The organism is [Borrelia] finlandensis (assembly GCF_030438365.2).
Classification (GTDB): Bacteria; Spirochaetota; Spirochaetia; order Borreliales; family Borreliaceae; genus Borreliella; species Borreliella finlandensis.
This window is the reverse complement of sequence record NZ_CP124070.1, coordinates 846,231-867,293: the sequence shown is the minus strand read 5'-3', so window position 1 is coordinate 867,293 and position 21,063 is coordinate 846,231. Positions and strand designations below refer to the sequence as shown.

The following is a 21,063-nucleotide window of genomic DNA, read 5'->3' as shown; positions in this document are numbered from 1 at the left end:
ATTATTATATAGTAACACACTAAAGTAGTATATAAAAAATCAAGGAAATTATGAATACAAAAACATTATATTTAATATCCTTAATTCTTTTAGCTTGCAATAAAAATAACAAAATTCCTCTCATTCAAAAATTAGATTTACCCAAAAGCAGCATTCTTGGCTTCAGCAATAAAATGGGCATAATAATAAAAGATTATGCTTTTCTTAGTAAAAGCACTAAGAAAAATAGCGAATTGGACTATGATTACGCAATTCTACTCAGAAAAGATGAAGTCATAAAAATTGAAAAAACACTAGAAAAAACAGAGCGCTATGGAATTGAAGGAAATTGGATCCTAGTCAATTACAAGGGAACTAAAAGATACATCTTTAGCAAAGATATCAATATAGTCAACAATCTAATAATTGATCATTCTAAATAGCTTTACCACATAACCGGACAAAAGTCCGATCAATGTAATAAATTACTTATTTTTTTTCTTATGTCTATTTTTTCTTCTTTTTTTCTTCCTTTTATGGGTAGAAATTTTTTTTAATTTTCTTTTTCTTCCGCAAGGCACTCCCTAAATCTCCTTATCAACCTTAAAAATTAAATTCAAAATGTTATCTAAATCATCCTCTGGATGAAGCCATAAAACATCAGAAATTTTGGCAAAAAAGGTCATTTGCCTTTTTGCATATAAAAACGAATTTTTGTTTATTAAACTTATTATATCATTTAAACCATAGCAAGGTCTACTTTTCCATAACAAAAACTCATTATAGCCTATTCCTTTAAAAGCCGGAGTATTTTCATTGTAACCCTTGCTAAATAAACCTTTAATCTCGGAAAGTAGTCCACTATTGAGCATTTCATTAATTCTTATTGATATTCTGGTTTTCAAATCTTCAAAAGATCTCTTAAGGCCTATAATCACAATATTTTTAAATTCACTATTTTGTTTTTTTTGAAATTGGCTAATAGGAATTCCTGTTTGATAGTAAACCTCAAGCGATCTTTTAATGCGATAAATATCATTCTTATTTAACATATTAAATCTGATGGGATCTACATTTTTCAATTCTTTTAAAAGATAAGATTTACCCTTAAGCTCTAAAAGATTGTTCACATAAATTCTTATTTTAGAGGTAACCACGGGTGTTGAAGGAAATCCATCCTTTAAATGCTTAAAATAAAAAGCAGTACCCCCTACAAATATAGGAATTTTTTTTTTCTGTCTTATTTCTTTTACCATTTTTAAAGCTTGTTCGTAAAAAATTCCAATAGTATACTCCTTTTCGGGATCTAAAAAATCTACTAAATGATGCTTTATATGTTTCATTAAATTTTTACTTGGCTTTGAAGACGCTATATTAAACTCTTTATACACTTGAATGGAGTCAACATTAATAATTTCTGCTTTATTTTTTGGAAAATGAAATAAAATATTGCTTTTGCCCACAGCTGTAGGGCCAAAAATAAAAACTACTCTATCTTCCTTCAATTGAATAGCTAAATTTACCAGTCAAAACGTCATTAAAAGCTTGTCCTAATATTTTATCATCAAAAATAGCGTGTTCTGCTAAAGAAATATTGTCTATAATTTGCTCTGTGCGCATTATAGTTGCAACAACAAGTTCATAAAAATTTCCATCAAAATCTTGTATTTTTTTTAAAGGCATTTTAGTCATTTAATCTCCTTATAAACTAAACATATTAAATAAGTTTAGCTAATTTTTTTCAAGTTTCTTTTATCAATTTCATCTCTAATTAATTCAAAAACTTCATTTGGATTAATATTTGTAACATCAATTACCAAATCGGTCTCTGAAGAATAATCATCAATATCTATATTGTAAATAGCTAAATATCTTTTTTTATCATTTTCATCTCTAACAAAAGTACTGCTTAAAACGTCAGAATACATGCCCCCCTCTCTAGTCATTATTCTCTCGGCTCTAACTTCCATTTTAGCATAAAGATATATTTTTAAATCAGCACTCTTAGAAATCCAAATAGCAAGACGAGATGCAAGCACTGTATTATTTTTTCTAGAAAGCACAGACAATCTATTATCAAGGTATTTATCCCAATAATAATCATTTCTCCCTATTATCTCTTTTTCATAAAACTCTGAAAAAGGAATATTATGCTCTCTTGCAATATCATGAAAAGTATAATTAATAAACTCAAGACCGTAATGTTTGGCAATCATCCCGCTTACAGTAGTATTGCCACAACCACTCTTACCAGAAAGTGCTATTTTCATTCAACATTCCTTATTTGCTCTTTTATTTTTTCTAAATTTAACTTCATATTCAAAATCAAATTCTTAATATCAAGATCAACCGCCTTATTACTCATGGTTGTTATTTCTCTGTGCATTTCTTGAGAAATAAATTCAAGAACTTTGCCACATATCTCATATTCAAGATTTTTATAAAAAGTTTCTATATGAGAATCTAAGCGCATGATCTCTTCATTAATATCCAGACGAATTGCCATTTTAGCTGCCTCTTCTGCAATATTTAAATCTCTAAATTCATCCATTAATTTAGAAATATTTTCTTTAATGCTTGCAAATAATTTGACATTTATATCACTGCAAGCATCTTTAACAATTTTAAGGTCCCGCTCTATTAACACAAGGGTTGACACTATGTCCGACTTGGTATTTTCTCCTTCAAAACTTCTTCCATTATTGTAATGCAATAAGGCTTCTTCTAGAACACCCTTAAACAACCCATAAATCTCTTCTTGATGTTCACTATCCTCATCAATTATCAAAGCTCCTTTTAATGATAAAAAATCGCCTAAACTTAGTTCGTTTTTAATATTAAGATTGGTATGTGCCAAAGAATCTCTAAGTCTAGAAATAGCCTCAATATAATTGGGATTAATCGTAAAATTCACACGAGGAACCAATTCCTTATATCCTACATTTAAAAAAACATTGCCTCTGCTAATATATTTTGAAATCAAATTTCTTATATCAAGATCATAGCCAGAAAAAATTTCTGGTAACCTAAATTTAAATTCTAAAAACTTTCCATTATAAGATTTCAAATTAACACTAAACACATAGTTACCAATTATCTTTTCCAAATAAAAAAATCCTGTCATGCTTTTCAATATAACACCCTTACAGAAAATCGTGTAAAATAAAATTATTTCCAGCGCCCATTGTAATAAACAAGTCTCCAGATATTAATAAACTTTTTATAAAGTTAATAGAGTCTTTAACATCCTTAAAAAAATAAATATTCTTATTTATTTTTTTAATACTTAAAAACAATTTAACAGAAAGTTCATCTGGATTAAAATTTTCCCTATTTGAAAGATATATATTGTGCAAAATTAATATATCAGCAGCACTTAGAACTTCAACAAAATCGGCAAAAAATTCTTTTGTTCTTGTAAAGGTATGAGGCATAAAATCCAAAATTATACGTTTGTTCTTATAAAAATTTTTAATACCAAAAAGAGTATTTTTAATTTCCCTGGGATGATGAGCATAATCGTCCATGTAAATCACTCCATTTTCCTCTTTAATAACTTCAACCCTTCTTTTTATACCACTATAATTTTTTGCAATTCTCTTTATTGCTTCTTCAAAATCAAAAATTGATTTCCCATTACTTTCTAAGAAAAGATTTAAAGCCAAAAGCGCTGCTGAAAAATTCAATACATTATGAAATAAAACAGTCTTAAGCTCAACGTTTAAAAAGCCTAAAAAAGAAAAACAAAAATATTTACTCCTAACTGCAATATTACTTATTTGAAAATCAGATAAATCTCCAGATCCATAGCTAAAAATACTTATATCTTTTCTGTTGATTTGCCTTTTAATTTTAAGCAAATTATTATCATCGGAATTAATTATTAATATTCCATTTTTCTTCAAATTATCAATATACTGTAAAAAAGCCTCTTCAAGAGCCTCATAATTTTTAAAAAAATCAACATGCTCGTAGTCAACATTGGTTAAAATAAGCATATTAGGGCTAAAATTCAAAAAATGTTTCTTATACTCACAAGTTTCAACAATAAAAATATTGCTAATACCTGCTATTGCAGAATTATCTTTAAAATCTTTAACGCTTGACCCCACAATAACATTGGGATTTAATCCTAATTTATTAAAAAGAACACCTAAAAACGCCGTAGTGGTGGTTTTACCATGAGAGCCTGCAATTCCAATGCTATAGTACTTTCCAGAAAGCTCACCAAGAGCCTCAGGATAAGATAAAATAGGTATATTTAATTCTTTTGCCTCAAGTAAAACTTGCAAACCATCCTTATTATAGGCTGAAGAATATACTATTAAATCAAAAGACCTATCAAGCTGTTTTAATGAAAACTCATAAATATTCTCATAATAAGATATTTTATTATTACTTAAAATTTCATCGGTATAAAATTTATCAGAAACATCTACCCCTTCTACACAATACCCTTTTGAATTTAAAAAACAAGCCAGAGAACAAGTCCCACTTCCCTTTATTCCTACAAAAAAAATATTATTCAAATCGTCAAAATCAACCTTCATAGTTCTCTTCTAAATAATCTTTTTTGTCATAAAATTTATGTATAACTATATCAATAGATAATATATTAATTATTGTATACTTAAGTACGTTCGTAATAATATAGGTTCTAAGCATTTCTGTATTATTAAGCAAGTTATTTCCAAGAGGAATATTTAAAAACAGCTTAAAAAGGTAATTGTTTCCATCTTTTTTGATTTTAAGATCATAAACAATATAATTTCTATCATACTCAGAAACACAATGTTCAATAATTTGCCTTACAGCTCTCTTAGAAATAGATAAAACCCCTTCTTCATAAAAATGGGGCCTTACAACAGATCGAATATAATTTTTCTTCCTAGCAAAGAACCATCCGCTTTTAAAAAAAACTTTAATTGAGTTTAATAGCAAATTGGGCCTAATAGACGTTATTTCAAAAGCAGCCGCTGGTACAACATGCTCCCCCATTTGCCTTGAAATTCTTGCTTTTTCTATTTCCTGTCTGGTTGAAACATCTGTTATGTAAATAATCTTAAAAACATTTGGCAACAAAAGTTTTGAAATTATTTTATCTATCATTTTAAGACTTGTTCCTAATATTAATATTTTATTAAATTCTTCTTTTGCAAGCACTTCAAGCATTTCTCTGCAATGAGCATCATCTTCAAATACAGATCGCCTTACCGCTTTAAAAACATTATCTTCAAACTTAGCAGAACTTCCGGCAATAATTTTCATATTTTTAATTAAAACACCATCATCAATTATTAAAGGTATTGAATATTTATCTGCTACCAAATGCGATCTAAAGCTCTTACCAGTTCCAGCAGTTCCTACTAATGCATACACCTTAACCCTAACAAATTTATGCTTAATGCTAGTTGCAAAGTTTTTAACCTTGCTTAATATTTTTTTTAAAAAAAAATCACTTGAAAAATTCTGAAAATTCATAGACATCAAAAATATCTTTTACTTGCTTTAAAAATTCTAAACTAGGCTTAGAGTAAAATTCATTCTTTTTAAAGAATGTTCCATTAAATTTTACCAAAAAAGCATGTAAAAAGTAATCGCTTTTCTTGAATTTATTACAGTATTTCTTGTCATTAATTAAAGGATGATTATTAAAGGAACACTGAGACCTTATTTGATGGGTAAAGCCTGTTTCAATAACAATCTCGACAAGAGTAGCTCTTTTGCAAGATAATATTGGATCAACCTTTGTAATTGCATTAACAAAATTTTCATCTTCTAAAACAAAAGTTTTTCTCAACCTTTTATTTCTAAATAAATGATTTTTATAAATAACAGGAGACTTAACCTCGCCTAAAAGTATTGCAAAATATTTTTTAATTATAGATCCACCACTAAATGCCTCACTTAGCTTTCTTGCAGTATTTATATTTTTTGCAAAAATAATAATACCAGAAGTATTTCTGTCAAGCCTGTGAACTGCCGAAGGCTTAAAGCTTAGAGATCTTAAATTTTGACTTAAGAGATAAGCATTCACTAAAAAATCAAGAGAATTTTTACCTCCATGAACTAAAATGCCTCTTTGCTTATCTAAAACAAGTAAGTCGCTATCTTCATAAATTATTCTTTTTCGAATATATTGAAAATCAATATTGCTTTTAAAGCATTCATCCGTGGTTAAGTTCAAATTTTGGGCTAAAGATTTGTACAAATAAATTTTATCACCTTTGCAAACTCTGCATGAAAAATGTGATTTTAAACCATTTAGCCTAATGTCGCCCTTTCTAATATGTTTTATTATCCGCGCTTTAGAAAAATTTAAAATTTTAATTAAAATTGAATCTAGTCGCTTGCCATTATCATTAGCAAGCACTTTTAAAAAAATATATTTATCCAAATGCAAAAAATACCCCTAACAAACCTTACTATTTTTTTTACAAAAAAAATTAACTACTAAAAATGTAAATATAGAAACAAAAAATGATGGAAAAACGGGGTGAAAAAACCAAATATTTAAACCAAAGAATAAAATGGACAAATAAAATATTAACCCTAAAAACATAGAAGCAAAAGCCGCTATTTTGCTTACAAAATTTAAATAAAGTCCAAAAACAATAATAGGGAAAAACGAAACTTCCAAAGCTCCAAAGGCAAAAATATTAACGAAGAATAAAAAATTGGGAGGGAAGAGAGAAAATATAAGTATTATTAAAATAAAAAAAATATTAGAAATCATTATTACCCTGCCAATCTTTACATCTTCTTTTAAATCTTCTTTATAAATAAATATTGACTTTATTAAAACAGATGTTATTAATAGCAAATTTGAATCCACTGTAGACATTATTGCAGATAAAAGACCTATAAGAAACATAAAACAAGAAAAAGGATTTAAAACTTTTAAAGCCACATTTAAAACAACTTTATCATTTGGACTTAAATCTGGAAAAAGAATAATAGCAAAAAACCCTATTAAATGCATCAAAACAATTAAAAAGCTAATAATAAAAGTAGAAATGGGAAGAGAAAATTTTATAGCATTCTCATCCTTAAATGCTATAAAATTATTAATAATCTGAGGCTGCCCTAGTATTCCTATTCCTATTAATATCCAAAAAGAAATTATATATTGTGGCTTTAAGTCAGCATTTGAAGGAAGTAAAAGGCTTTTATCTAAGCTAGACATTGCTGTTTTGAATAAATTATTAATACCCCCTCCCAAATCTAGCATCTTGGAAAACAAAATAACGGATGAAACTAGCATTAAAAATCCTTGAATCAAATCCGTATAAGCTACTGCCTTAAAGCCGCCAAAAAATACATAAATAAAAACCAAGAAGGCAAAAAAAGTAAGACCAACTACGTAATCAATACCCCAAAAAACTTCTATAAGTTTGGCACCACCTATTAATTGGGCAGAAATCAAAAACATTGAAAAAAAAATCAACACAAATCCACTCATTAACGCCAAAAAATCACTTTCATATCTATGCCTAATATAATCAATAATATTAATTGCATTAATTTTTTTTGATTCGCGATTTAATCTCTGACCAACAATAATAAAAACAATTAAAGTTGTAGGAATTTGTATGGTAGCTAATAATATAAAAGATAATCCATACTTATAAACAGCAGAAGGACCGGAAATAAAACTACTAGCACTAATATAGCTAGAAGAAAATAACAAAGCCATAACAATAAAATTAATATTTCGATTTGCAAGAAAATATTTATTTAATAACAAAAACCTACCTCTATTTCTTTTTTTAAGAAAATCTAAAAATAAAAGAATATCAATAATTTATCAAGTTTTACTAATTACTAAAATAAAAAAACAAACCAAAAAAAAATTTATACTGGGGAATAAAATTCCTGACAAAAAAAACCACAAAGGAATATTAAATATAGTAGCTGATATGTCAATAAAATAGGCAAAACAAAACCACAATACAAACATAAAAACATACAATAATATAGCGTACAAAATCCTATTTCTCATTTAAAACAACCTTAACAAAAGGACATCAAAATTTATAAATTCAAATATAATGTATATTATATAATATATATTATATGGATAAAAATAAACATATATTAATTGGTATATGTGGGGGCATAGCCTCTTACAAGTCAGTTTACATGGTTTCCAGTTTAGTTAAATTAGGATACAAAGTTAAAGTTATAATGACACAAAATGCAACTAAATTTATTACTCCATTAACTTTAGAAACCATTTCTAAGAACAAAATAATTACTAATTTGTGGGATTTAGACCACAATGAGGTGGAGCATATAAAAATTGCAAAATGGGCACACCTAATTCTTATTATTCCTGCTACCTACAACACAATATCTAAAATTGCATCAGGAATTGCTGATGATGCATTAACTACAATAATATCTGCAAGCACAGCTCCTACTTATTTTGCAATAGCAATGAATAATATAATGTATTCAAACCCTATTTTAAAAGAAAATATAAAAAAGCTTAAAACTTATAATTATAAATTCATTGAACCTGATAAAGGATTTTTGGCTTGCTCATCAAATGCTTTAGGGCGCCTTAAAAATGAAGACAAAATTATAAAAATAATATTGAATGAATTTAATCAAAAAGACTACCTAAAAAACAAAAAAATACTTATAACAGCATCCAGAACTGAAGAATTAATAGATCCAATTCGCTATTTCTCAAATACATCAACGGGAAAAATGGGGTTTTGCTTAGCACAAGAGGCTGTCAAACTAGGAGCTCAAGTTACAATTATTACAGGACCAACCAATGAAAATGAGCCTGAAGGGGTCAACATTATAAAAATAAAAACTGCAATGGAAATGTACAAGGAAGCTCTCAAAATATATAATAAATTTGAAATAATAATTGGAGCCGCCGCTGTTGCCGATTTTAAACCCAAACACATTTTCAATAGTAAAATTAAAAAAAATAAAATCAATAGATTATATATAAAATTAGTAAAAAATCCCGACATAATTCAACACATAGGACACAATAAGCTTAAAAACCAAATTGTTATTGGATTTTGCGCTGAGAGTTCTAAAAATTTAATTCAAAAAGCTAAAGAAAAATTAAAAAAGAAAAACTTGGACTTTATCATTGCAAATGAACTTAAATATTTTGGTTCAAACTTAAACAAAGTTTATATAATAAATAAACAAAGCACAAAAGAACTGCCAGAAATGGAAAAATCAGAAGTAGCTAAAGAAATTTTAAAAATTTTATACTAATATGCTTAATAGTTTATTAATAATCAATAATCTTTTAAAAGCATTTTAATATATTCGGAGTTCGTTTCACTTTTAATTTTTTTAAGCTTATCAGAAAGCGATGAAGATTTATTATAAACAGCTCCCTTTAATGCCAAATACCTTAAATCAATATTTTTGCTGTCAATGATTTTAGAATAAAAATTATCAAAATTACCCTTTTTACCAGCCAACATTGAAGCAACACCTCTTAAAACATTTGAGGGTCTATTAATATTTTCTTTATTAACAATTTCTAAAGCAATTGACAATGCTTTTAGAGAATCCTTATCTAAAAGGTAACTAAACATTGAAATTTTAAAATTATTGTCAATCTTAAAATCAAACATAATGTTTTTTATCTCAATATTCCCAAGATCCATATCAATTAAAGCCTTAGCAGAAACCTCCCTAACTTTAAGAGATGGATCGCTTTTAAGCTTATAAATCAAAATATCCTTTGCAGAAGAGTCCTTATGTCCTTTGATTGCATTAATAGCTTTAAACCTAATATTATCATCAGAATCTCTTAAAAATCCTTGTAAAATCTCTTTAGACTTTAAAGAAGAATCTTTGGACAAAGAAGCAATAATAGCTAATTTAACATTTAAATTATTGTTATTACTCTGAAGATATAAATCAGCATTTTCAGTTACTTTATCTGAAGCAAGATATGACAACGCTTCGATTGCAGCAGCCTTAATTGATGGGCCCTCGTAATTATCTAGCGAAATTTCATAAATTCTATCCTGATAATCAACAGCGGCCATTTTTCCAAGAGCAATAAGTATTTCTCTTCTAGCCCCATCATTTCCAGAATATTTTTCAAAAACTTCCATCATGTTTTTGGAATACTCAAGAGCATTAAGCTCTCCTAAATAATAAGCTGCAATAGATACCACATTGCCCTCTTTATTTTCAAGAATGTCAATAAGAGTTTTTTTTAATTTTTCTTTATCATCAAACTCCTTAAGATACGAAATTGCCAAGCCAAATAAAGAGTTTGAATATCTTTTACTCTCATAATTTTCAAGAATATAATTTGCTGTATCAATGCCTCCCGAATACTTAAGAGAAATAAACAATTCAAGTATTTCCTTTTTAAGCTCAGCATTAAAAGTTTTCTCAAGTCTTTTTTTAAGAGAAAAATTATATTGACTATCGCTTGATTTTTTAAGAGCTTTTATAATGCTTGTCACTTGGCTATCAAGCCCATAAAGAATTGTATCGTTAACATACTTACCATCTAAGCCAACATTAGAAAAATTCTCTCCCTTAGAAGAATTTTTTCTCTCAACAAGCTTATTTTCTGTAATTTCGGGCAACAAAGGAGGACTAGGAAGAGTTGGAGAATTAACATTTTGAGCATACATATTAAAAATAAGTAAAAAAAATAAAAAATAAAAGTATTTCATAAAGCATCCCTCCTAATATATCTAAAAAGCTTATTTATTCCTAAAACAGAATAACAAATAAACAAAACAAAAATACTAACAATTCCAGCTGCCATTAAAAAATAAAGATTTTTAAAACTAAACCCCACATCCCACTGAAACTTTTCAAAAAAGAAATAAATTGCATATAAAGGAAAAAGTGTAATAATTGACTTTAAAAGAACAAATAAAATTTCAATTAAATCAATTTTAACTCCACTTTTCAATATTATAAAACAAAAAACAATTACACAAATCATAAAAGAAATAGATTGGGCTAATGCTAAAGCGTTCAAACCATAATAATTAATACCAAAAACAGAAAGTGCAATATCAAGAATAGAAAATAAAACACTCAAATAAAACGGTGTTTTTGCATCACGAATAGAAAAATAATATTTTTGGAAAAAACCAAACATTGAATAAAAAAGCAGGCCTAAAAGAAAACATTTCAAAACACCCGCTGTTTTTTGAGTATCATAAATAGAAAACTTGCCTCCCATAAGAAATAAATTTAAAATATAATCAGACCAAATAAACATTAAAAAAGATACTGGAATAAAAATTAACAATAAAATTTTAATTCCATCTACTAAAAGGGCATTTAATTTTATATTATTCCCCAAAACAGCGTGCTCCGCCATTTTGGGGAAAATCACTGTTGCAATAGAAATATAAAAAATTCCTACAGGAAGCTGATAATAAACTACAGCATTACTAAGAATAGAAACACTTCCTATCTCAAGGGTAGATGCTAATGCAAATGAAATCTGCTGAGTAACAATTGAAATGGAAAATCCAAAAATCATACGAAGCCATCTGGTTAAAAAATTTAAAAATACTTTTTCTCTGAAATAAAATGTTGGTTTCCAGGCAAAATCAATCAGAAGGCAATTTGCAAACGGAATCAAAAATTGTAAAAACCCTCCAAAAATTACGCCAATAACAGCACTATATATTCCAAAACGACCATAAAATAAGAATATGCTCAATATTATTCCAAAAGAAAGCATAATAGGCGAAAACGAAGGAATGAAAAAAATTTTATATGAATTTAAAACAGACACAAAGATTGACGATAGGCTTATTAGTAAAATATATAATACCAAATAACCAAATACAGAACTTGCAAAAATTAAGTTTTCTCCCCTATAATAAGATATAAAATACATAATAGGCTTTGCAAAAATAATCATAACTAAAACAATTAATCCAATGGAAATAATGTTAAAGGTTATGACAGTTCTGAAAAAAGAAACAGCTTTTTCGTGCGATTTGTTTTTTTCATGTGTAAATTCAGGTAAAAAAGCCGAGGTCATCGCACCCTCTGAAAGAATTTTGCGCAAATTATTAGGAATATTGAAAACATAGTTAAAAATATCAGCATCAAGATTTGCACCAAAATAATAAGAGAAAATCTTTATCTTTACAAAGCCCATTATTCTTGAAAAAAAAGTGGAAATCATGACCAAAATTGTAGAAACAACATATTTATTCATCGAAATTTCCCTCTTCATACTTTTTTAAATATGAAGTTCTAAAGTTTAAAAAATCATCATTTAGAATTGCCGCTCTGATCTTTGAAATCAACCGAAACATATAGTAGATATTATGCTCACTTGCCAAAACTATTCCAAAAAGCTCTTTCGATTTTATTAAATGTCTTAAATATCCTTTTGAATACCTTGTACACAAAGTACAGATGCAATTTTTCTCTATCTGAGAAGTATCATCCTTATGCTCCTTTCTACCAATGCACATAATCCCATTATCTGTCAAAAGAGACCCATGCCTAGCAATTCTTGAGGGATTAACGCAATAAAAAATATCAATGCCATAATATATGGCATCAAGTATGTAATGGGTAGTGCCAATACCCATTACATACCTTGGTTTTTCTTTTGGCATCAACAAAGAACTATATTCAAGAATTTCTAAATACTTCTCTCTTGGTTCTCCAACAGAAATGCCTCCAATGACAATACCTGGACTGTCTAATTCCAATATATCATTGATGCTTCTTTTCCTTAAATCTTTAAAAAAATTTCCTTGAGCTATTAAAAATAAAAGCCCGTTGTATCTCTCTTTTCTGTTTTTATAAGATTTGAATGTGCTGTGAGCCCAATTAGTTGTAATATTTATATATAAATTGGCTTCATTATAATCAATCCCGTAAGAACTGCAAATGTCAAGTGGCATAATAATATCACTGCCAAAAATTTCTTGCATAGCAAATATTCCCTCGGGAGTAAAATAATGATACGATCCATCTAGATAAGATTTAAAATGTACAACTTTTAGATCAATTTTTCTCAGATCAGAAAGAGAAAAAACCTGAAATCCGCCCGAATCGGTTAAAAAATTTTTATTCCAAGTTGTAAAATTATGAAGACCACCATATTTTTCAATAGTTTTAATTCCCGGCCTTAAATATAAATGATAAGTATTTGCAAGCATCAAATTACATTCTAACTTCTCAAGAACAGCATGTTTTAATCCTTTCATTGCCCACAAAATATCAACTGGCATAAAACAAGGAGTATCTACTCTACCATGAGGAAGATTTAAAAATCCAACCCTTGCATTAGAATGTTTATCATTCTTGATTACACTAAACATATAAATATCCCAAATAATTATATATATTATTTCCTAACAATCCTATAAACAAAAAAATTGATAATCAAAAAAAATATAGTTGTAAAAGAACTTGCTATATATATATGTAAATAGCCTAAATCCGCTAAAAAATTAAAAATTACAATAGAAATAACATAAACAACAGCAAAAGCAATGCTATTTAATAGGCTGAGTATAAAAATATTTTTTTTAAGAGCAAGAGCAATAAAACCAACAGTAAAGCTAAGAAGAATCAATCTAAATGAAAAGAATATCCTATTTAATAAATCAAAAAATGCATCAGAATAATTTAAACGTTCAGATTTGAGAAAACTTATCCAATTAATAAGTTTAGTAAAATTTAATGCCTTTGATGAGAGCATCACAGTTCTTATGTAATCAGGCGCTAGCTTAATAATTCCTGTCCCATCAAGGACATCGTAGGCGTTCTCCTTAATTTTTTTACCAACCTTAACAAACTCTCTAATACCATAAAGCTTCCATTTATTATCTTTCCATTCGGCTTTATTTATATCGTACCTTGTTTGAAACTCATCTTTACTGTCTTTAATTATAATCATCAAGTTAGCAAAAGTATTCTTATCAATATCATAAGATTTAATATTATAAATTTCTCTAGCAAGATCTCTTATTATTATAGTTTTATCCCCAGATCTACTGTCGCCAATGCTATTCTTAATAAGAACATCTCTTCTTGCTATAGTATCTATTACTAAATAATTATCAAAAAAGAAAAGAACAACTGAAATAAATATACTAATTAAAATGATTGGTTTTAATATCCTGGTAAGTGGAACTCCACAACTAAAAAGACCTATTATTTCATTTCTCATAGAAAGATTGCCAATAAGATTCGAAATAGCAAAAAGAAAAGATAAAGCCACTCCATCTGAGAACGCCTTTGGCAAATATAAATAATAAATATAAAGAATATCCTTAAGGCCAATATTCTTTTCAAGATAATTAAGAAGATTGACAAATAAATCACCAAGCATAATTAAAATCATGAAAAGTAAGTTCATGGACAAAAAAGTAAGAATGATGCTTTTTATAAAAAGCTTATCTATTTTCATTTTTTTAACAATCTCAAAAAGAGAATTGCTCCTGCAATAATTAAAATTAAATTAGGCAAAATAGTAACAATAATAGGACTTGGTGCATACTGCACAGTATAAACTTTTCCACCAATAAACATTACCCAATAAAAAACACAAACAATAATTGAAATTACAAGCTCAAGAATAATGGAATATTTCCTATTAGAATACATTCCCATTGAAAAAGCCAAAAAAATAAAAAATAAAACTGAAAGCGGTAAACTAATTTTTTGATAAAATTCAAGATTAAACAGAGCCAAATTTTGCTTCATGCTTCTATCTTGATAAGGTTTAAAATTTAAATTTAAATTATACATATAGTTTAAATTTTCAAAAACATAAGATTCATCCACATAATAGTTTTGATTATATAAATAATTCAAATAAAGATTTGAAAAATTTAAACTTAAAAAGTCTCCTTCTAGATTATTTTTTATATTTGAATCTGCAATTAAATTATTCTGCTTTTTAATTAATTTTATAACATCTCTCATGCTCATTTGTGAAGGAGTTACATAATTTAATAAAAAACTATCACTAAATGTAACCTGATCGATTGAATATTTCATCTTATCTGCATAAAAATAATCATAAAATCCACTCTCACTATCTGTTAAGGCAATAGATAGAACATCATTTAAAATAAAATACACTTGAAAATTTTCTTTTCTAATATCAAGATTTTTTGCCATAAATATTCTATCAAAACCCTTAAGCCCAGTGTTATCAAAAAAAGTTACATTTTTATAACCATTTTCCGATTTCTCACCAGAAACAAAAATCAAATCTCCATATTGTTTGCTTGAATAAGGCTTTAATATCAAATGGGGAACTTCTTCTTTTATTTCATTAAAAATTTTTAATCTGCCAATAGATCCAAGTGGAAGTAAAATATCATTAGATATAAAAGATACAAAAGCAATAACTATTCCTAATTTAAAAAATGGGACAAGTAAATCAAAAATTGATATGCCAATTGAACGAAAAGCTAAAATTTCATTGTGAAGCTTGAATTTATGAATAGTAAGAATTACTGAAATCAAAGAAGCAAAAGGGGGAGAAAGCGCAATAACCATAGGAAGAGAATATATAATAAAAATAAAAGCCTTAAAAAAGGGAACATAATTTTGAAGAAGTATTCTCATAAAGAATAAAATTTGATTTATAAAAAATACGAAAAAGAAAAATAAAAACGTAATTAAAAAATATTTAAAAAATTCAGTAATTATGTAAGATTCATAACTGTTTTTTAATATTTTCATCTACAAAAACCAAACCGTTATTAATAGTGCCCAGTATGACATAATTTTCAAATCTAGAAACTTTTATTAAATTCAAATTAAGAAGCCCATTATTGGGTCCAAAATAATCCCAATTGCCATTTTCAGAATCATAAATCAATAGCCCATGATCAAAGGTTGCAAACAATAGCTTTTTATCTTTAATCTCCATATCCATAAAATAATTAACATCAATATTATTGGCAATAACATGCTTTTTGTAGCTATTTTTATTTAAATTTAATTCAAAAAGACCCCCACCATATGTTCCAACAAAATAACTATCTTTATATTCTTTTATAAAATTAATATTTTTTTCATTACCATTTTTGCTAAAAAAATCCAAATGTTCAATCTTTTTCAAATTGTCGACATTAACACTATAAATAGCCTTGTCAACTGTTCCAACTAATAATAAATTTTTTAAACTATCAAAGCAGAGTGAGGAAATCTTATTAGATCCAAGCGGTATATTTTCCCAATTTTTTAAATCATAAAACCATAACCCAGAATTTAGAGTACCAACAAATATTCCATTTTTAACAGCAAGTAAAACTTGCACATTGCTAAAATCAGCATTACTGGGAACATTTATTTGCTTTAAATCCCCATCAAAATCATCTATATAATAAACAACATTTTTACCACCAATATAAATTGTTCCATTATAATCCGCAAAACCCCTAATGCCATTTAAAAAAATGCTTTTTTTATCCTCAAGATAGACCCTACAATCATTTTTTTTAATATTATATCTTAAAAGTCCTCCTAATATATTAGTTACAAATATATTGTCATTAAAGACAAATGCATCAAAAACGCTGTTGTCAAGAAATCCTAAAGACTCTAAGTTTAAATGACTTACTCCAAGTTTATTACTTAAAAAGCCATAAATCTCTTTATCATAACCCGAGATAGAAAATTCATTAATCTCTTTAAATGCAGAAATTGCATCAGATTTTTCTTTAACAAGATATTTTAATTCAGCTGATCTTAAACTAGCATGAGAATATTTATAGTCTTTTAAAAATAGATCAAAATTATATTCGGAAAGATCATAAAAACCATTCTCATAATTTACATATCCAAAAAACAAATTCGCTTTAGCTAGCAATTCTCTGCTGTGCTGATTCTCATTAGTTACTATTTTATTCAAATAATAATTTGTCAAGCCAATATTTTTTTTAGCATAACTTTCTCTGGCTTTTTTAAAATAAAAATTATTTTCTTTTAAAAAAGCATCACTAAGGAAAAAAGATTCATTATCTTTTAATCCTATCAAATAGTCTCTTTTAAATTTGCCCTCATTACTCTCAAGAAAAACATTATTATCATCAATAATGGCTGCTTCTTTTTTATTCTCTACAATATCACTAATATGAGAATCTTGAATAGATCTATCCGTAGTAAGGCAGGAAAAAAACAAGAAAAAACATATAAGGCAACCTTTAAATAAATTATTCAAAACAAATTTCATATTATTTTAATAATCTTTATCTCTAACAATTTCAAGATCAATTTTTCCAAATTTGTCTATATCAATTATTTTGACCTTAATTCGCTGACCTTCTTCTAATTTTGGAGGTCGAACTAACCCCGCATTACCTCTTATACTCTCTCCACCGCCACCAAATCTAGAATATCTATTACTATTCCCAAATCTTCCAGAACCATACTTACTGTCTCTGGGTTTCAAACGAGTACTTAAAAATCCTTCCTTTGCAGGAGTAAGTTCAATAAAAGCCCCAAAGCTATTAATCTTTTTCACAGTTCCTTCATAAATTTCGCCTACCTTTGGCTCTCTTACAATACTCTCTATTCTTTCTTTAGCTTTTTGCATCTTAAAATCATCATCCCCGAAAAGAATGATTTTTCCATTCTGCTCAATTTGAACCTTAACTCCAAATTCATCTGTTATAGCCTTAACAGTTTTTCCAGTAGATCCTATCACAAGAGATATCTTGTCAATGTCAATTTGAAGTTGAACAATTTTAGGAGCATACTTAGATATACCAACTCTTGAATTAGAAATTACAGTATTCATAATAGATAATATATGTATTCTACCTATTCTTGCTTGTTCAAGAGCATCTCTCATTAAATCTTTAGTAACATTTTCAATCTTAATATCCATTTGAAATCCAGTAATTCCATTTTTTGTACCGGCCACTTTAAAGTCCATATCACCTAGATGATCCTCTTCTCCAAGAATATCACTTAAAACTACATATTTATCCCCTTCGCTAATAAGCCCCATGGCTATCCCTGCAACTTGCCCTTTAACAGGAACCCCTGCTGACATTAAAGACATGCTCCCAGCACAAACAGTAGCCATTGAAGAAGATCCATTAGACTCCAAAACCTCAGAAACTACTCTAATAGTATAAGGAAAATCATTTTTTCCAGGAACCATTGATTCTAAAGCTCTTTGAGCTAAATGACCATGGCCAATCTCTCGCCTGCCGGTCATTAGTCTACCAGTCTCGCCAACTGAAAATGGGGGAAAATTGTAATGGAGCATAAAATTAAGGCGCTTATCGCCATCAATATCATCCATTATTTGCTCGTCAATGCTTGTACCAAGAGTAGTTACCGCTAAAGCTTGCGTCTCCCCCCTTGTAAAAAGTGCAGAACCATGCGTTCTACTTAAAATATCAACTTCTGAGATAATATCTCTTATCTCATTAGGAGTTCTGCCATCTGTTCTAATATTGTCGTCAAGAATAGAGCTTCTAACAATCTCCTTCTCAAAATCATCAAAAGCTTTATGAAAAAGAGATTCATTGCTATCAGTCAATTTCTCAAGAGAAGAAAAGTGCTCATAAGATTTATTTCGCAGCAAAGTTATAGCTTTATCTCTATTAAGCTTTCCCCTAACAAAACAAGCTTCTTTAAGAGCAGCATAAACAAAATCCCTAAGCTCATCTTTAAATTCAAATATTTTTTCTTCAAAAGCTAAAGGAAGTTTTTCCTTCTTGCCCACAATATCTAAAAATTCTTTTTGGGCATTACAAATTTGTTTAATATATTCATGCGCACCGTCTATTGCTGAGAGCAAAATATCCTCACTAACCTCATTAGCACCACCTTCTACCATAGTAATTCCATTTAAACTTCCGGCAACAACAATATCAAGATCAGAATCATGAATCTCTTCAAAAGAAGGGTTTACTATAAACTTGCCATTCAAATAAACCATTCTAACAGCTGCAATTGGACCATTAAACGGAATATCTGACAAAAAAACTGCCGTAAAAGCAGCATTCATTCCAACAATATCAGGAGGATTAAGCTGATCTGTAGCTAAAGTCGTAGGAATTACTTGAATTTCTCGACCAAATCTTTTATCAAAAAGAGGTCTCATTGGCCTGTCTATTAGCCTGGAAACAAGTATTTCTTTATCCTTTGGCTTTCCTTCTCTTTTGATAAATCCTCCCGGAATTTTACCGGCTGCATAATATTTCTCATTATATTCAACCGAAAGCGGAACAAAATCTAAATCTTCTCTCACGTTACTCGAACAACAAACAGTTGCAAGAACCGAAGATCCACCATAAGTTGCAAGAACCGATCCATTAGCCTGTTTAGCCATAAATCCGGTCTCAAACACTAACTCGTCTCTACCTATTTTCAACTTTAATATTTTCCTCAAAATTCAACCTCTTTTTATTTTCTAAGACCAAGTTTAGATATCAACATCCTATAAGCTTCTAAGTCTTTTTTCTGGTAATACCGCAATAAACTTCGCCTTTGCCCTACCAACTTTAACAAGCCTCTTTTTGAACTATGATCTTTTTTATTTATCTTTAAATGTTCAGTTAAATACTTTATTCTACCTGTAATAAGTGCAATCTGAACCCCAACAGAACCAGTATCGCTTTCATTTTTTCCAAATTCAGAAACTATTTTTTGCTTTTGCTTTTTATCTATCATAAAGCAACTCCTATACCATTATAGCAAAGCTCTAACAAACCTCTTGCCATAATTTAAAATAACTACTACGATAGATTATAATATTTTTTCTTAAAAATAACAAAAGCAATTTATCCTTTTCAGGTTTTTTTTAATAAAAAATTATTAAATTTTTTAAAAAAACAAATGTAAAATTAAAATGTCATAACATATTTATAATTAAAATATAATGACATATTTATATTTATTCAAACCCACCCCTTGAATTACTGCTAATATTTTCTCTTCTCTGGATTTTAAAATTTTAAATTCATTAATATTGATTTCAATTTCAAAATAAGCACCATTTTTAACAAGATTTATCTTATTAGAATCAATGTAAACCTTTTCAAAACTTTTTAAAGATTCTAGACTAATTAAGGAGGCTTTACTCAAATTTTCACACAATGTGGAATCTTTTAATCTAAACATACCTACTTTAGTCCTTTTTAAATTACTAACATACGCGCAAGAATTTAGAGAATACGCCAAATCTCTTGCAATACTCCTAATATAAGTACCTTTTGAACAGCTAATTTTCAAACTAAGCAAAGAAGAACTAAAATCATAACTTAATCTTTGAATATTATAAACAGTTACTCTTCGTTTTTTAATTTCAAAAAACTTTCCATTCAAAGCAAGTTTATAGGCTCTGCTGCCATCAATATGAACAGAAGAAAATCTAGGAGGACTTTGATAAATCTCTCCTACAAAATCTTTAAGCTTTAAATCTATATCCTCCACATTAGGAATATAATCTGTTTTACTAACTATTCTTCCATTCGGATCAAGAGTATCTGTTTCTAATCCAAATCTGAATTCTGCTACATACTCTTTATCTAAAGAAGTAAAATAACTTGAAAGCTTTGTATATTTTCCTACAAGACCAACCAAAATTCCACTTGCAAATTTATCAAGTGTGCCAGCATGCCCAACACGACTTGTATTAAAATATTTTTTTATAGGGAAAAGAGTTTCAAAAGAAGTTTTACCTTGTTCTTTATTAATTAAAAGGAATCCATTTTCCAAATTTAATTCTCTCTTGTAGTATTTAATCCTTCAATTAACTTATTAACATAAAATGATTTGGAAAGAGAATCATCCTTAACAAATAATAATTTGGGAGTGCTTCTAACTTTAATTCGCTTGATAATTTGACTTTGAATAAATCCCTTAGCATTATTTAAAGCTTTAACTGCATTGTCCAAAGAAGCACCTTCCTTAATAGAGCCCACAAACACTTTAGCATTTATTAAATCTTTTAAAAATTCTACTTTAACCACGGTTAAAAATGAATGAATTCTGGGATCTTTAATCCCCCCACTTACTATTAAATTGCCAATTTCCTGAGCAATAAAACTTTCAAGTTTAAACTTTTTAATATTCTTATACATAAACACATATAAATAAAACAAT

21 protein-coding genes are annotated in these 21,063 nt (G+C 28.1%); 2 read left to right on the top strand and 19 right to left on the bottom strand.

All coding sequences use genetic code 11. The features are described from left to right. Positions 1-50 precede the first annotated feature (50 nt). The gene (locus QIA19_RS04705; protein ID WP_008882133.1) at positions 51-422 is read left to right on the top strand and encodes a hypothetical protein; all 372 of its coding nucleotides are present in this window, start codon (positions 51-53) and stop codon (positions 420-422) included. 141 nt (positions 423-563) lie between these two features. Here QIA19_RS04705 and miaA read toward each other — a convergent pair whose 3' ends face one another. The 9 genes from miaA to QIA19_RS04660 are packed head-to-tail and all read right to left on the bottom strand — an operon-like array spanning position 564 to position 7,939. Further along, on the bottom strand, positions 564-1,484 hold the full coding sequence (gene miaA, locus QIA19_RS04700) for a tRNA (adenosine(37)-N6)-dimethylallyltransferase MiaA (protein WP_301366166.1): 921 nt from the start codon (positions 1,482-1,484) through the stop codon (positions 564-566). Continuing rightward, positions 1,471-1,671 carry a DNA-directed RNA polymerase subunit omega gene (locus QIA19_RS04695; protein ID WP_008882122.1) on the bottom strand — a complete coding sequence of 67 codons (201 nt, stop codon included), beginning with the start codon at positions 1,669-1,671 and terminating at the stop codon, positions 1,471-1,473. Before QIA19_RS04695 ends, miaA begins: the two co-directional genes overlap by 14 nt. Positions 1,672-1,706: 35 nt before the next feature. Next, positions 1,707-2,249, bottom strand: a complete 543-nt coding sequence (gene cmk / locus QIA19_RS04690; RefSeq protein ID WP_008882114.1) for a (d)CMP kinase — start codon at positions 2,247-2,249, stop codon at positions 1,707-1,709. Beyond that, complete coding sequence (locus tag QIA19_RS04685) at positions 2,246-3,112, bottom strand: YicC/YloC family endoribonuclease (RefSeq protein WP_301366162.1); 867 nt, start codon at positions 3,110-3,112, stop codon at positions 2,246-2,248. The genes cmk and QIA19_RS04685 overlap by 4 nt, the downstream gene beginning before the upstream one ends. A 10-nt stretch (positions 3,113-3,122) precedes the next feature. Further along, positions 3,123-4,529, bottom strand: a complete 1,407-nt coding sequence (gene murC, locus QIA19_RS04680) for a UDP-N-acetylmuramate--L-alanine ligase (RefSeq protein ID WP_301366160.1) — start codon at positions 4,527-4,529, stop codon at positions 3,123-3,125. Next, a complete protein-coding gene (locus QIA19_RS04675; RefSeq protein WP_301366158.1) occupies positions 4,519-5,466 on the bottom strand; it encodes a hypothetical protein in 948 nt (315 codons plus the stop codon). Before QIA19_RS04675 ends, murC begins: the two co-directional genes overlap by 11 nt. Next, a complete protein-coding gene (locus QIA19_RS04670) occupies positions 5,435-6,382 on the bottom strand; it encodes a pseudouridine synthase family protein (RefSeq protein WP_301366156.1) in 948 nt (315 codons plus the stop codon). The genes QIA19_RS04675 and QIA19_RS04670 overlap by 32 nt, the downstream gene beginning before the upstream one ends. Positions 6,383-6,391: 9 nt before the next feature. Next, on the bottom strand, positions 6,392-7,774 hold the full coding sequence (panF, locus tag QIA19_RS04665; RefSeq protein WP_418905144.1) for a sodium/pantothenate symporter: 1,383 nt from the start codon (positions 7,772-7,774) through the stop codon (positions 6,392-6,394). Positions 7,775-7,786: 12 nt separating this feature from the next. Further along, positions 7,787-7,939: a hypothetical protein gene (locus QIA19_RS04660; protein ID WP_301366151.1), complete on the bottom strand. Its 153-nt coding sequence runs from the start codon at positions 7,937-7,939 to the stop codon at positions 7,787-7,789. Between the two features lie 116 nt (positions 7,940-8,055). Between QIA19_RS04660 and coaBC the strand changes: the two genes are divergently transcribed. Then, positions 8,056-9,228 carry a bifunctional phosphopantothenoylcysteine decarboxylase/phosphopantothenate--cysteine ligase CoaBC gene (coaBC, locus tag QIA19_RS04655; protein ID WP_301366149.1) on the top strand — a complete coding sequence of 391 codons (1,173 nt, stop codon included), beginning with the start codon at positions 8,056-8,058 and terminating at the stop codon, positions 9,226-9,228. A gap of 23 nt (positions 9,229-9,251) precedes the next feature. On the opposite strand, the gene QIA19_RS04650 is transcribed toward coaBC, so the two are convergent. The 10 genes from QIA19_RS04650 to rbfA all read right to left on the bottom strand — a co-directional run bounded on the left by QIA19_RS04650 (position 9,252) and on the right by rbfA (position 21,041). Then, positions 9,252-10,661 carry a HEAT repeat domain-containing protein gene (locus QIA19_RS04650; protein ID WP_301366147.1) on the bottom strand — a complete coding sequence of 470 codons (1,410 nt, stop codon included), beginning with the start codon at positions 10,659-10,661 and terminating at the stop codon, positions 9,252-9,254. Further along, a complete protein-coding gene (gene murJ, locus QIA19_RS04645; RefSeq protein WP_301366144.1) occupies positions 10,658-12,178 on the bottom strand; it encodes a murein biosynthesis integral membrane protein MurJ in 1,521 nt (506 codons plus the stop codon). Before murJ ends, QIA19_RS04650 begins: the two co-directional genes overlap by 4 nt. Further along, positions 12,171-13,298, bottom strand: a complete 1,128-nt coding sequence (gene tgt / locus QIA19_RS04640; RefSeq protein WP_301366142.1) for a tRNA guanosine(34) transglycosylase Tgt — start codon at positions 13,296-13,298, stop codon at positions 12,171-12,173. The genes murJ and tgt overlap by 8 nt, the downstream gene beginning before the upstream one ends. Positions 13,299-13,324: 26 nt before the next feature. Beyond that, complete coding sequence (locus QIA19_RS04635) at positions 13,325-14,392, bottom strand: LptF/LptG family permease (RefSeq protein ID WP_301366140.1); 1,068 nt, start codon at positions 14,390-14,392, stop codon at positions 13,325-13,327. Then, the gene (locus QIA19_RS04630) at positions 14,389-15,678 is read right to left on the bottom strand and encodes an LptF/LptG family permease (RefSeq protein WP_301366138.1); all 1,290 of its coding nucleotides are present in this window, start codon (positions 15,676-15,678) and stop codon (positions 14,389-14,391) included. Before QIA19_RS04630 ends, QIA19_RS04635 begins: the two co-directional genes overlap by 4 nt. Continuing rightward, a complete protein-coding gene (locus QIA19_RS04625) occupies positions 15,653-17,173 on the bottom strand; it encodes a ligand-binding sensor domain-containing protein (protein ID WP_301366136.1) in 1,521 nt (506 codons plus the stop codon). The genes QIA19_RS04630 and QIA19_RS04625 overlap by 26 nt, the downstream gene beginning before the upstream one ends. Positions 17,174-17,179: 6 nt before the next feature. Then, positions 17,180-19,348 (bottom strand): polyribonucleotide nucleotidyltransferase, encoded by a 2,169-nt coding sequence (gene pnp, locus QIA19_RS04620; protein ID WP_301366134.1) that lies wholly within the window; start codon positions 19,346-19,348, stop codon positions 17,180-17,182. A 14-nt stretch (positions 19,349-19,362) separates the two neighbouring features. Further along, complete coding sequence (rpsO, locus tag QIA19_RS04615; protein WP_002557393.1) at positions 19,363-19,629, bottom strand: 30S ribosomal protein S15; 267 nt, start codon at positions 19,627-19,629, stop codon at positions 19,363-19,365. A gap of 198 nt (positions 19,630-19,827) precedes the next feature. Next, the gene (gene truB / locus QIA19_RS04610) at positions 19,828-20,676 is read right to left on the bottom strand and encodes a tRNA pseudouridine(55) synthase TruB (protein ID WP_301366131.1); all 849 of its coding nucleotides are present in this window, start codon (positions 20,674-20,676) and stop codon (positions 19,828-19,830) included. Between the two features lie 2 nt (positions 20,677-20,678). Beyond that, positions 20,679-21,041 carry a 30S ribosome-binding factor RbfA gene (gene rbfA, locus QIA19_RS04605; RefSeq protein WP_301366245.1) on the bottom strand — a complete coding sequence of 121 codons (363 nt, stop codon included), beginning with the start codon at positions 21,039-21,041 and terminating at the stop codon, positions 20,679-20,681. Positions 21,042-21,063: the final 22 nt, after the last annotated feature.

Bases quoted from the DNA above. Each gene is read 5' to 3' on its own strand.
- QIA19_RS04660 (WP_301366151.1), bottom strand. From the start codon at position 7,939: ATGTTTGTATTGTGGTTTTGTTTTGCCTATTTTATTGACATATCAGCT.
- murJ (WP_301366144.1), bottom strand. From the start codon at position 12,178: ATGAATAAATATGTTGTTTCTACAATTTTGGTCATGATTTCCACTTTT.
- murC (WP_301366160.1), bottom strand. From the start codon at position 4,529: ATGAAGGTTGATTTTGACGATTTGAATAATATTTTTTTTGTAGGAATA.
- QIA19_RS04635 (WP_301366140.1), bottom strand. From the start codon at position 14,392: ATGAAAATAGATAAGCTTTTTATAAAAAGCATCATTCTTACTTTTTTG.
- rpsO (WP_002557393.1), bottom strand. From the start codon at position 19,629: ATGATAGATAAAAAGCAAAAGCAAAAAATAGTTTCTGAATTTGGAAAA.
- coaBC (WP_301366149.1), top strand. From the start codon at position 8,056: ATGGATAAAAATAAACATATATTAATTGGTATATGTGGGGGCATAGCC.
- tgt (WP_301366142.1), bottom strand. From the start codon at position 13,298: ATGTTTAGTGTAATCAAGAATGATAAACATTCTAATGCAAGGGTTGGA.
- QIA19_RS04625 (WP_301366136.1), bottom strand. From the start codon at position 17,173: ATGAAATTTGTTTTGAATAATTTATTTAAAGGTTGCCTTATATGTTTT.
- rbfA (WP_301366245.1), bottom strand. From the start codon at position 21,041: ATGTATAAGAATATTAAAAAGTTTAAACTTGAAAGTTTTATTGCTCAG.
- cmk (WP_008882114.1), bottom strand. From the start codon at position 2,249: ATGAAAATAGCACTTTCTGGTAAGAGTGGTTGTGGCAATACTACTGTA.
- QIA19_RS04630 (WP_301366138.1), bottom strand. From the start codon at position 15,678: ATGAAAATATTAAAAAACAGTTATGAATCTTACATAATTACTGAATTT.
- QIA19_RS04695 (WP_008882122.1), bottom strand. From the start codon at position 1,671: ATGACTAAAATGCCTTTAAAAAAAATACAAGATTTTGATGGAAATTTT.
- QIA19_RS04705 (WP_008882133.1), top strand. From the start codon at position 51: ATGAATACAAAAACATTATATTTAATATCCTTAATTCTTTTAGCTTGC.
- QIA19_RS04675 (WP_301366158.1), bottom strand. From the start codon at position 5,466: ATGTCTATGAATTTTCAGAATTTTTCAAGTGATTTTTTTTTAAAAAAA.
- QIA19_RS04650 (WP_301366147.1), bottom strand. From the start codon at position 10,661: ATGAAATACTTTTATTTTTTATTTTTTTTACTTATTTTTAATATGTAT.